The sequence below is a fragment of the Collinsella sp. AM28-11LB genome (genome assembly GCF_003469895.1).
GTDB lineage: Bacteria > Actinomycetota > Coriobacteriia > Coriobacteriales > Coriobacteriaceae > Collinsella.
In genome coordinates this window covers 1-11,964 of record NZ_QSKJ01000017.1, presented here as the reverse complement: position 1 = coordinate 11,964, position 11,964 = coordinate 1, and the positions used below count along the sequence as shown (strand labels likewise).

Here is an 11,964-nt window from a genome sequence, read left to right as displayed (position 1 = left end):
CCGGTCAGCTTAAGAAGTACGTGACCGAGGCGGTCAACGAGCACTTCGCCCCCATCCGCGCGCGCCGCGAGGAGCTCGTGCAGGATATGGACTACGTCAAGGACGTCCTGCACGAGGGCAACCGCCGCGCTAACGAGGTCGCCGAGGCCACGCTCGCCGAGGTGCGCGAGGCCATGGGCATGGTGTACTAAGCCATCCGGCTCGCGGAAACGCGCCGCGACACGCGAATGGGCCATCTTCACGTGTCCACGCCTTCGACATAGCCAAGGTCTTACGAGGTGGGCGATAATAAGCCCGCCTCGTTTTTTACGTTGTATGGGGGATTGCATGTACCGACTTGTTGCCAGCGATATGGATGAGACGTTTCTCGATGCCGACCACGCCATCCCGGCGTCCAATCTCCGAGCACTCAAACGCATGAGGGAGCTCGGTGTGCTGTTCGTCCCTTCGAGCGGGCGATGGTATTCCTCTATCATGGACAACTTCTCGGGGGAGGCCCGCGAGCTGATCGAAGACGGCTATGTGCTCTCCTATAACGGCGGCTTCATCAACCGCGTGGGAGACCCCACCCCGCTCACCACCTGCGGCCTTTCCAACGAATGCGCGAACGCGATCTATGCAAAGGGGCTCGAACTCGGACTCTGCATGCACGTCAACGTCGCCGACGGCCACGTGTTCGTGAATGACGCACCCACACGGGAGCGCGACTATCTGGAATCGATCACCGGGGTCACTCATTTTCGCGGATCTGACCATCCCGACCTCTCATTCCTTGAAGGCCGTGGCATCGTGAAGATCCTGTACGTCGACTGGGACTTCGATGAGCTGCAGGAATTGGGCCGCAAGCTCGCGCCGATGGCCGAGCGACTCGGCGTTGACATCACCTTCTCCTCCAAGCGCTACCTCGAACTCATGCCCGCAGGCGTTGACAAAGGGACGGGGCTCACGCGCCTTGCCGATATGCTGGGAATTCCGATGTCCGAGGTCATCGCCGTTGGTGATTCCGCAAACGACCTCTCCATGATCAAGGCGGCGGGACTGGGCGTCGGCGTGGCGAATGTCACCGACGACGTGCGGCCGTATTGCGATGTCGTCCTTGAAACGGCTGGGACTGAGGGTGCGTTCTCCGAACTCATCGAGCGATTCCTTGAACCCTAACGACCACATGTCACTGTGTCTTTCTATTTGTAACCCTTGATTAACTTATGGAGAGGCTGTGTGCTCGTCGGTCTACGACTTGGGTCTCAGAGAATTAGCTATAGTTAACTTAATGAAGGCACAGGCGAATTAAAGACCTTCGACACGAACGTTGCGCCTTCCCTCCCCTCGCGCAACACCTCTTTGGAAAGGCTCCCCGCACATGTGGGGCGCCTTTCTTGACTACAATGGCGATATCGATTGAAAGTGAGGGCGGCATGGCAGACCGGGACACCGACGGATTCTTCAACCGCGTATACGACATGGTACGCCAGGTGCCCTGCGGCATGGTTGCCACATATGGTCAGATCGCCAAGCTCGTTGGTGAGCCCCGTCGAGCCCGATACGTGGGATACGCCCTGCACGTCAATCCGGAACCCGGCACCATCCCCTGTCATCGCATCGTATTCGCCGACGGACGCCTCGCGGAGGGGTTCGCCTTCGGTGGGCCCGAGGCGCAGCGCACACTGCTCGAGGACGAAGGCGTTGCCTTCCTCGCCAACGGACATGTCGACCTGCAGGCCTCTCGCTGGCCAGCGGGCCTGGTATGACAAGGGGCGCCGACAGCGCCCCTTCCCGTTTTGGATCCTTGGCAGGCAACCCAATCAAACGGTCGCCTCGAGTGCGTCCCCCGCGCGGTCGAGTGTGCTTCTGACCTTGGCACCCTGTTTGAACCACGTGCGCAGGTCCTCGAGCGTGCTGCCCGCTTGCATACACCTTGATTTTGCGACCACCCCTCGTGGTCACCGTGCAGCGGTCGCCGCTCTCGCTGTTCTCGTGCGCCGTGATCTTCTTGAGGTAATCGCGGCGAAACGCCACGACGCGGGCGTTGCTGATCTCGATGAACCAATCGTCATCGACAAGCGAAGTACCCGTGGCACCTCGGCTTGCCATCTCCTCGGAGAAGGAGAAACCGAGCGTGCGCTCCTGCCTGCCGATCTCGAGGATGCCGCGGGCCGGCATGCCGAGCATGAGCAGGGGCAGGAACCCCCCTATGAACAGGAACAGGAACGGGATGAGCACGAGCAGACGCGCACCCTCGTCGGTGAAGACCGCCATGAAGGCGAGGACGAGCGAGAAGACGAGGGCCATGCCGTTGAAAACAATCGTCAACGGCTTGATGGCAGACCAACACAGGCCCGCCTTGGTCATGGGACCGTCGACGGCGTCCGAGACTTCGATGCCCTCTTCCTCCAGACGGGCGAGGAGGTTGAGCGAGCACACCCCCTCGAGGCTTATCGAGCAGAACTTCCGGTCGCCCTCGAACAGGTCGATCCTCATCATCTGCGCGTGAAGCGTTGCACGGGTGATGTTGCCAAACGTCGTCTCCTTGCGGATGCCGAAGGCGTTACGCGAGAGAATGCGCCCACCGTCCACGTCGATACGCGGGATGCTCAGCAAGGCCCAGATAGCCATACCCGCGAGCGCCATGGCATGACCGAACCACACAAGTTCGTGGTCCCACTCGCCCAGCGAGACGCCCTGCCAGACGTAGACACCCAGCATGAGCAGTTCGAACGCGACGGCGCAGCAGGCGATGATCGTGCGGATGGCTGCGGGCATGCGCACCGTGAAGCAATCGAGGCTGTCCGTTGCCTCGCTGCGCTCGCGCGCGCCGCGGCGGGCGACCCATGCAGTGAGCGGGCCGACGATGAACACGGTCATACCGACGCGCAGAATGGATTCGAGCAGATTACTCATAGGGGCCACCGCCTCGGGCTCTGGAGATTAACTGCAGGAAACGCTGCCAGAACGATGGGATGCGCACAACGTAAGGAGCCGCGTATCGGCAAGCGGCGGCATCGCAATCGCCCGGCGAACAGATGATGATCGGCGCCGGGCCAGACGAATTAAACAAAAGGGTGGTCGACGGCGCCCTCGCAGGCGCACCGTCGACCACCCTTCACGTCGCAGCGACCCTACAAGCCGTCCGAAACGAAACGCACTCCGCCAGAGCGCTACCCAATCTTGCGGATGCTCGGGATCGCCCAGGTGATGCCTGCTAGGATCACCATTGCAGCACCGATAAGCACGAAGCACGCGCTTACGCCGATGGCGTCCGCGAACAAGGTCGATGCGACGAGCCCCACGGGCATAGCCCAGCTGCAGACCGCTCCGTACAGACCGAAGACGCGGCCCATGCACTCGGGATCGACGCGCTCCTGCATGAGCGCCATCTGCGGCGCGCTGTACAGCGGACTCGAGACCCCCATCGCGAACGTAAGCCCCAGAAACACAACGAGCGCGGAAGGGGGCACGAGGCCGCCCGCGAGCGTGCCCGCTCCGAAGAGGCCGATGGCCAGCGTGCACGAAAGCGCGCGGTTCTTAAGGCCACCCGTCGCCCCGATCCAGCCGCTCGCCGCGATCATGCCGACCGAGAACGCGATCTCCGCGATAGCCGACTGCGTAGTGGTGCCCCCAAAATGGTCGAACACCATGAGCGGGAACAGCGCGGATATGGGCGAGAACAGGACCGAGAAGGCGAAGCCGATCCAGAGCATGGCGAACAGACCGTGATGGCGTTTGAGCTCGCGGTACCCGTTGGCCGTCTCCAATAGGAAGGCCCGCACCGCGCGGTGCGACGCCTCGGCGTTCTCCTCGGGCGTATGGCGCTCGGGCGCCGGCGTCTTGATGCCGGAGGTCGCCACCGCGATGCTCGCGAGCACCGCCCCGGCGACATCGAGCGCGATCATGAAAGTCAGACCAAACGCCGGGTAGACCGCCGCGGCGATGGCGTTGCCGATGATATAGCTACCCGACTGCATGAACTGCAGCATGCCCGCCAGCTTGCCGAGCACCTCGGGCGGGGCGATGAGCGGTGTGAGCGCGTTGAAGGCGGGCGTATGGAGCGTGCTGCCCAGCGCACGGACGAACAGCACCGCCGCCACAACGGCGACAGAAAGGTCGCCCCGAAGCGAGCCGAAGACAAGCGTGAGGCTCACGGCCGCGATGAAGAGATCGGCGCCGATCATGAGACGCTTGATGGACGTGCGGTCCACGATGGTGCCCGCGAAGGCGCCGAGGAGCGCCATGGGCAAGAAGGCCGCCAGGCTCACGAACGACAGGGCGCTCGCGGAGCCGGTGGTGAGGGTGACGTGCCAGATGAGACCCATCTGCAGAATGGAGCTCGTGAGCACGGAGAAGAACTCGCCGATCCAGACGATGGCGAGCGAGCGCTTCCAAGAAGCGCAGGGATTCGGTTGTGTCATGGAATAATCCTTTGATGCGATCGGTGGTATGCAGCGAAGTACCGGTCGCTCACGCGACCGTGGCTAGAGCCAAATCCTCATGGAAGCAAGCATGGTGCAGCTCCCCTTTCCAAATCTAGAGGTAAACCTTCAGCCGTGAGTGGGGCTATTATAGGGACTTGCGAGCCAAGATGCAACAGGAAGACCTCTACGGAGCGTAGATGCCGGGCGCCCCGAACCACTTATGCCATGAGAGACGGCATCCGATTCTCCTTGACTTGGTCTCAATGTGATATCACAAAGCAATCAGCAGTCGCACGGACTGCTCGGGGACTCGCCTCCTCCCCATCGCAATCTGGAGCGCGGCGCCGGGGACGTCACGCAAACGCCGGCGCAGTCATGAAAGGAACTCACAATGAGCGTGGAAAAGCAACTCAAGGCCAAGTCGGGCTACGGCATGCTCGTCGCCGTGGCGGTGGCGCTCATCGTCATCATCGGCCTCTTTATCTGGAGCACCATCGGGCTCGCGAGCACGCCCGACGGCGTCGACGCGCCCGCAGTCTACGGATGGGGGCTCGGCCTCAGCATCCTCGCGTTTTGCCTGTGGTTCATCCCACTCAACGGATTCTTCTCGCTGCAGCCCGGCCAGGCGCGCGTGTGCATCCTGTTCGGCAAGTACGTGGGCACCGTCCGCGACGAGGGCTTCTTCTGGGCCAACCCGTTCTTTAGCAAGAGCATGGGCGGATCGGCCGGGATCGGCGAGATGATCGAGCTCGAGATGAGCGATTCCAAGGCCGCCAAGGCCGCGGCGCAGAAGGCCGCCAAGGGCAACCCCACCACTATCTCCACCCGCGTGCGCACCCTGAATGGCGAGCGCCTGAAGGTCAACGACAAAATGGGCAACCCCATCGAGATCGCAACCGTCGTGGTGTGGCACGTCGCCGATACCGCCAAGGCGCTCTTCGACGTCGACGACTACCAGAGCTATGTCGCCATGCAGGCCGAGACGGCGCTGCGCCACGTGGCGAGCGTGTACGCCTACGACCACCTGGAGGACGAGTCCGATGCCGCCGGCGCCATCACGCTGCGCGCCAATGTGGAAGAGGTCTCCGAAGCCCTGCGCTGCGAGCTCGCGATGCGCCTGGCACCCGCCGGCGTGGAGGTGGACGACGCCCGTCTCACGCACCTCGCCTACTCCCCCGAGATCGCCCAGGCAATGCTGCGCCGCCAGCAGGCGGAGGCCGTCATCGCCGCGCGCAAGAAGATCGTCGAGGGTGCCGTCTCCATGGTCGACATGGCCGTCAAGGAAATGGCCGCGGGCGGCACCATCGAGCTGGACGACGAGCGCAAGGCAAATATGGCCAGCAACCTGATGGTGGTCCTGTGCGGCGAATCCGAGGCGCACCCGGTCCTGAACGCAGGTTCTCTGTACTAACCACCCAACCTCAGTTTAGGGACAGTCCCTAAACTGAGGTTTTCCAGCCACACGCACCTCAGCTCGATAAGAAAGCACGTCATGGCACGCAAGCAATACCCCCTTCGCATAGACCCCGTCATATGGGAGGCCGTCCAACGCTGGGCGGACGATGAGATGCGCAGCGCCAACGGCCAGGTAGAGTGGATCTTGCGCGACGCCCTCAAGCGCGCGGGAAGGCTGCCGAAGAAGGAAGGGCGCTCGCGCGACGCGAAGGAGAAACCGGAGGGCGATCCTACGCCGTAAGCGAACCAACCGCATGCAATCCCCTCGAAAGGAATCTGCTTTCAAGGGGATTGTTACAATTTGTGGACGATAATGAACGCGCCTGGGACATACTGCAGACAAGGAGACCGGTATGACCACGAACATCCTGGTCGTCGAAGACGACGCCGACATCAACGAGATCATCTCCACCCAGCTCTCGCGAAATGGGCACACCTGCACGCAGGCGTTCTCCGGGACCGAGGCGCTCATGCGACTCGACGCCGGCGGCGGCCCGCTCCCCTACGACCTCGTCATATGCGACCTCATGCTCCCCGGGGCGACGGGCGAACAGATCATCGACACCGTTCGGGGAATCGATTCCGCGCTGCCCGTGATCGTCATCTCGGCGAGGACCTCGACCGCCGACCGCGTTGAGCTGCTCAAGCTCGGTGCAGACGACTACCTCACCAAGCCATTCGACCTTGATGAGCTCACAGCACGCGTCGAGGTACAGCTCCGACATAGGTCGAAGCAACGCGGACCACACACGAACAAGAGCAGAACGCCGCACGAGAAAGCCAGCGGCACGCTCGTCTTTCGCGAATGGATGCTCGAACCCTCTTCACGCACCTTCTTGGTGGCGGGCTCCCCGCTTCAACTCACCCGCATCGAGTTCAACCTCCTCGAGGCCATGATGCGCCAGCCCAGGCGCGCCTTCTCGAAGCAGGATCTCTTTGAGGCGGCCTGGGGTGAACCCTATGCCGGCGATGACAGCACGGTCACGGTCCATATATCCAACATCCGCGCCAAGCTCAAGCCGTCGGGCACCGACGCGTACATAAAAACCGTCTGGGGCATCGGCTTCAGGCTCGACGAAGATGAACGCTAACCCACCAAGCCGAACTTTACCCTTTCTTTAGGGTTGCTTCGGACTTTATCAAGAGATGGACCGCATCCTTGTAATCAAGTTGATGCTGAACTGCAAGGAGGCACCATGAACATCATCGAAACCCATGCGCTCTCGCGCGTCTACGGCAAGAGGCGCGCCGTCGACAGCCTCGACATGTGCGTCGCTGCCGGCGAAATATACGGATTCGTGGGCAAGAACGGCGCAGGCAAGTCGACCGCAATGAAGATGATCGCGGGACTCGTGCGCCCGACCTCGGGCTCCGTAGAGCTCTTCGGTGCGCAGAGACGAGCACGCGAGGGGTTCTCCCACGTCGGCGCACTCATCGAGGACCCCGGCATCCTGCCGACGTTCTCCGCACTCGAGAACCTCATGTGCAAGGCGCTCGCCCTCGGCGTCGTCCGCCCCAATGCGCACTGTCGCGAACTACTGGAGCTTGTCGGCCTTGCCGACACGGGAAGCCTGCGCGTCAAGAAATTCTCCCTGGGCATGAAGCAGCGCCTGGGACTCGCACTCGCGCTCGTGGGCGGACCGGACCTACTCCTGCTCGACGAGCCATTCAACGGGCTGGACCCCGAATCGACGAGGGCCATGCGAGGCGCCCTTGTACGTCTCAACCGGGAGCGGGGCGTGACCATGGTTATCTCAAGCCACGTCCTCGACCAACTCGACCGCATGGCGACGAGTTTCGGTGTGATCAGGTCGGGCCGCATGGTGCGCGAGCTCTCCATGGACGACCTGCATCGGGAGTGCGGCAACTCCATCCGCATTAGGACGAATGACCCCGCACGAACGCTCGCGATACTGGAGGAATCGCTGCCGGGGACGGCACTGCGCGCGGAGCCGGACGGGTCGATTCTCGCGAGCGCAGCCGTACGCCACGCCGCCACGAGCTTCGGGGGCGCCGCTGTCGCCCCCATGGCGCCCTCCGCGGAGGACGTGGCAAGGGCCCTCAGTGAGCATGGCCTGCTCATCCTTGAGCTCAGCCACGTCGAACGCGACATCGAGGAGTACTTCGTCGAGCTGATGGGCGGGGCGGATGCTTAGTCCAACGCCCCTCCCGAGCGCCTTTGCGCCGTCCGCGCTCACGCCCTCATGGCCGCCGACACTCGGCCGGCTCGCACCGGTCATCAACCTCCTCATCGACATCGCGCTCGTCGCGTTCCTCGTCTACATCCTCGTCGCCGCCCGGAAAGGCAGGTAAACCATGTTGAATCTCCTTCGCTCGGACCTCTATCGCTGCACGCGCTTCCGTGGGCTACGCGGACCCCTGTGGCAGTATCTCTCCGTCGTCCTCGGCGTCGCGATCCTCGAGGTCGGGCTCAACGCCCTCATCATCTCTCAGGGACTCGGTGAGCTCGAAGCGATCAGCGTGCACGAATCCCTCGCCACGCCCTCAGTGTTTTTGGGCTGGTCCATGTTCGGCTCCGTCTCCGTCGTGGGCTTGGCAAGCGCCTACGGTATGGTCGAGTGGATATTCGCCGATCTGAATGACGGCTATGTCAAATCGCTCGTCTCCTCGCTCGCCGGGCGCCTGTCATATTTCACTGAGAAGGTCGTGTTCTCGGGCATCTGGGCGGCCATGATGCTCATCGCGGGCATCGTGTGCCACCTCGTCTGCATGCACCTGCTCCTCACCCTTCCCCTGGGCCTCTCCTTCACCTCGTTCGACGGGGCGGCCGAGCTCGCGCTGTGGCTCCTCGGAGGCTGGCTCGCCGTGTGGGCGCTCACGGTGATCCCGCTTTCCGTCGTCCTGCTCTTCCGCAAGAAGCTGCCCGCCTACACCCTCACGTTCATCCTGATCATGGGCGTCGTCCCCGTCGCGCTCATGTTCGCGTCCAATATGGGGGCGCAAGCCGCTCCCGTGCTTGAGCCGCTGTTCTCCGCCCTCACCGGCATCGCGAACTGGATGCCGAGCATGGTCATCGCCGCCTTCAAGCTCGGGGCGGGAGCCATGTTCGATCCAGCGCAGACCTTGCCGCTCATCGGCGCCGTCCCCACGTGGCTGTGGGGTGCGTTGGCGGGCCTCATGTGGACCGTCATCGGCGGCGGCACGTTTCTCCTCACCGCAAGCAGGCGAGACGTGTGATCCGCAGGTGCTCGATGAGTCTCCGCTCAGGCCCGCCCTCGAGTCCGCACCGAGACGGCGACGAGGCCCGACTATCCTATCTTTAAGCTCCCCGCCGCCCACCTGCTCGTCAGGGGGGCGGCACGATACCAAGGAGGCACCGTGTCCCCAGGCGCACTCGCCGTACTCATGCTCATCATCGGCGTTCTCGCGGGCGCGCTCGTCACGACTGCGGCATATGCACCCGAGCTCCGCCGAATCTCGCGGCTGCTCGACGCGCGTCGGGACGGCAGCGCGTCCGCCAACGCGCGCATAACCATAGGCGCGCACGCCCCAGGGGTCGCCAAACTCGCCGAGGCGATCAACGGGGAGCTCGACCGCGCCATGCGCTCGCATATAGATGGCATGAGGGCCCAGCGGGACTTCCAGCGCGACCTCTCCGCGCTCTCGCACGACATACGGACCCCGCTCACCGGGGCGAAGGGCCACCTGCAGCTCGCCGCGGACGAGGCGGACCCCGCCCTCAAGCAGCGGCGCATCGACGCCGCGGTCGAGCGCATCGACCGGACCTCCGAGCTTCTAGACGCGCTCTTCTCCTACACCAAGGCGAGCGACCCCGACCTCGCCCTCGATGCCGAGCCCATCGACGTGCGCGAAATCGTCGAGCAATGCCTGCTCGGGCACTATCCGGATTTCGAGCGCCTCGGATGGGAGCCGGTCGTGACGGGGACCGGAGCTCCGTGCATCGCGGAGGCCGACCGCCAGGCGCTGGGGCGCATCGTGGAGAACCTCGTCGCGAACGCGCTGAGGCATGGCAGCGGCGCACCCGAGCTCCGCATCGCGGCGTCGCCCGACCAGCCCGTCCTCTCCATCTCGAACCCCATCGACGATCCCGACGAACTGGATGTGGAGCATCTCTTCGATCGGTTCTACAGGGCAGACTCCGCACGGCGCGGCGGGGGGTCGGGACTCGGCCTGGCGACGTCCGCGAAGCTGGCCGAGGCCATGGGGATGTCCCTCGAGGCGAAGACGGATGGCGGCCGCCTCACCATCGAGCTCCGAAGCCACCGAAGCTGATGAACAATGTGAACTGTAAAACCTGCAGCTCAGAAGCGTGTATAAAGCCTTTTGGCAACCCAAATCGACCCGTTGGGGCATCGATATAAAGACCTTTGATGGTACGATTTGCCCGCCAATGCCATGGTGGCCCTCGACAGGGGTCACCCCGACCCGCAAGGAGCAGACGCATGGAGCTGGGCTCGCACATCAAGGAGCATCGGACGGAGCTCGGCCTCTCCCAGGACGACCTGGCGGAGCGCATCTACGTGTCGCGCCAGACCATCAGCAACTGGGAGTGCGGCCGCACGTATCCGGATGTCCAGAGCCTGCTGTTGCTCTCCAACGTGTTCGGGGTGACCGTGGACTCCCTCATCAAAGGAGATGTGGAAACCATGGCACAGGTAATGAACGAAGCAGTTAAGAAGTACAACGCCCTCTCCACGATCACGGTCGCGAGCGCGGTCGTGTTCCTGGCGCTGAGCGCGTGGGCGGCGTTCCAGTTCGAATGGGGCTGGGGCGCCCACATCGCGCCCACCGCGGCGTTCGCCGCCGTGGCGCTCGTCGTGATGCTCGTGGCGTTCGTGTATATGGAGCGCATGAAGAAGCAGCACGACCTCGTCACGTACCGCGAGGTGCTGGCGTTCAGCCGCGGCGAGCAGGTCGAGCGCGACACGCTCGAGGGACACCGCGAGCGCGAGATGAACCCCTGGGTCAAGGGCGCGCGTAACGGCGTGCAGATCATCCTCGGCGCGATCGCCGGCGGCATGGTTGGCGTCGGCATCGGCATGCTCGCCAAGATGTTGAGCTAGGTAGATCTGCAGACCGGATGGCCTTTCGCCGGCACGATCGCCCCCGTTCCCGCCCCTCGTGGCAGAATGGGGGCGATTCTCGTTGAGGAGGCCCCATGAACGCAACCGCGCGCGCATCGCTCATCTCCGCAGCCGCCATCGCCGCCGCATGCTGGGCGGTTCCCGCCCTCCCGGTCGGCGCCGTCCCGCCCGATGCGGGGATGTTCGCCATGATGGCGCTCCTCTACGCCCTTCTCCCAATCATTGCGGTCGCCCTCGGCATGCTCGCCGCGGGCTCCGCGCGAACGCTCTTCTGGGTGCCCGCGGCGCTCGGGGCCGCCTTCGCCCTCCTGTTTCCCCTCGCGGTCGAGGGCAGCCAGGACATCGCGTTCTACGGCATCGCCTACGCCGCAATCGGCTACACCGCCATGGTCCTGCGCGTCAGCATGGCCAAGCGGTGTCGCCCACCACGTTGAACCAGATGTCCATAAAGGGCCGTACGGGTCCGGCACTTTCGGTGCACCCATCTGATCTTTGGGCGCCTACCGGATCTTCGGTGCGTCTACCGGATCTTCGGTGCGTCTACCGGATCTTCGGTGCATCTGTGAACCATTTTCCATTCGGTTTATCATGCTCAGGTGCACCGAAGTTTTCAAAGTGCTCCGAAGATGAAATGAGATGCGCATTGGGCGCCCAACGTTTCAAAGAGCTCGGTGCGTATCTAGCCAATCAAAGAGGCCCGCATATAGGGCGCACATCACTCCAATCGCACCACGATTCATGAATCTCCCAGCTCACAAGCGTGTACAACAGATTTTGCAGCGGGCGGTGAAGTGTTCCGCGTAAGATGTACAACAGATTCGATAGCGCACGCGGCGTGATCGCGGGACGCTTCTTCACGACCGGGAGGTGACGATGGACATCAGCAACCAAATCAAGACACGACGCGAGGCGATGGGCCTCTCGCAAGAGCAACTTGCCGAGAAACTCTATGTATCGCGCCAGACGATCAGCAACTGGGAGCGGGACAAAACATATCCGGACGTCCAGAGTCTGCTCATGCTGAGCATCCTATT

Annotated in this window: 12 protein-coding genes and 1 pseudogene; 12 read left to right on the top strand and 1 reads right to left on the bottom strand. The window is 63.3% G+C overall.

The window, feature by feature from the left end; all coding sequences use genetic code 11:
* The 3 genes and pseudogenes from DW732_RS09560 to DW732_RS09550 form a co-directional block, all read left to right on the top strand.
* Nucleotides 1-191 (top strand): annotated as a pseudogene (locus tag DW732_RS09560) (tryptophan--tRNA ligase); the annotation flags it as partial.
* A gap of 136 nt (nucleotides 192-327) precedes the next feature.
* Nucleotides 328-1,158 carry an HAD-IIB family hydrolase gene (locus tag DW732_RS09555; RefSeq protein WP_233505115.1) on the top strand — a complete coding sequence of 277 codons (831 nt, stop codon included), beginning with the start codon at nucleotides 328-330 and terminating at the stop codon, nucleotides 1,156-1,158.
* A gap of 227 nt (nucleotides 1,159-1,385) precedes the next feature.
* Nucleotides 1,386-1,748: an MGMT family protein gene (locus DW732_RS09550; RefSeq protein ID WP_199407147.1), complete on the top strand. Its 363-nt coding sequence runs from the start codon at nucleotides 1,386-1,388 to the stop codon at nucleotides 1,746-1,748.
* Between the two features lie 1,407 nt (nucleotides 1,749-3,155).
* Here DW732_RS09550 and DW732_RS09540 read toward each other — a convergent pair.
* A complete protein-coding gene (locus tag DW732_RS09540) occupies nucleotides 3,156-4,406 on the bottom strand; it encodes an MFS transporter (RefSeq protein WP_117799207.1) in 1,251 nt (416 codons plus the stop codon).
* A 394-nt stretch (nucleotides 4,407-4,800) separates the two neighbouring features.
* On the opposite strand from DW732_RS09540, the gene DW732_RS09535 reads away from it, so the two are divergent.
* The 9 genes from DW732_RS09535 to DW732_RS09495 all read left to right on the top strand — a co-directional run.
* Nucleotides 4,801-5,820, top strand: coding sequence for an SPFH domain-containing protein (locus DW732_RS09535; RefSeq protein ID WP_118099408.1), 1,020 nt, complete (start codon nucleotides 4,801-4,803; stop codon nucleotides 5,818-5,820).
* 81 nt (nucleotides 5,821-5,901) lie between these two features.
* The gene (locus DW732_RS09530) at nucleotides 5,902-6,105 is read left to right on the top strand and encodes an Arc family DNA binding domain-containing protein (RefSeq protein ID WP_118099407.1); all 204 of its coding nucleotides are present in this window, start codon (nucleotides 5,902-5,904) and stop codon (nucleotides 6,103-6,105) included.
* Between the two features lie 112 nt (nucleotides 6,106-6,217).
* The gene (locus DW732_RS09525) at nucleotides 6,218-6,955 is read left to right on the top strand and encodes a response regulator transcription factor (RefSeq protein WP_118099406.1); all 738 of its coding nucleotides are present in this window, start codon (nucleotides 6,218-6,220) and stop codon (nucleotides 6,953-6,955) included.
* A 105-nt stretch (nucleotides 6,956-7,060) separates the two neighbouring features.
* A complete protein-coding gene (locus DW732_RS09520; RefSeq protein WP_118099405.1) occupies nucleotides 7,061-8,020 on the top strand; it encodes an ABC transporter ATP-binding protein in 960 nt (319 codons plus the stop codon).
* A 160-nt stretch (nucleotides 8,021-8,180) separates the two neighbouring features.
* A complete protein-coding gene (locus DW732_RS09515) occupies nucleotides 8,181-9,062 on the top strand; it encodes a hypothetical protein (RefSeq protein ID WP_118099404.1) in 882 nt (293 codons plus the stop codon).
* Between the two features lie 168 nt (nucleotides 9,063-9,230).
* A complete protein-coding gene (locus DW732_RS09510; protein ID WP_118099409.1) occupies nucleotides 9,231-10,118 on the top strand; it encodes a HAMP domain-containing sensor histidine kinase in 888 nt (295 codons plus the stop codon).
* 170 nt (nucleotides 10,119-10,288) lie between these two features.
* Nucleotides 10,289-10,909: a helix-turn-helix domain-containing protein gene (locus tag DW732_RS09505; protein ID WP_117794732.1), complete on the top strand. Its 621-nt coding sequence runs from the start codon at nucleotides 10,289-10,291 to the stop codon at nucleotides 10,907-10,909.
* A 95-nt stretch (nucleotides 10,910-11,004) separates the two neighbouring features.
* Complete coding sequence (locus DW732_RS09500) at nucleotides 11,005-11,364, top strand: hypothetical protein (RefSeq protein WP_117794733.1); 360 nt, start codon at nucleotides 11,005-11,007, stop codon at nucleotides 11,362-11,364.
* A 439-nt stretch (nucleotides 11,365-11,803) separates the two neighbouring features.
* A partial coding sequence (locus tag DW732_RS09495; RefSeq protein ID WP_147356384.1) for a helix-turn-helix transcriptional regulator occupies nucleotides 11,804-11,964 on the top strand: 161 nt, incomplete at its 3' end.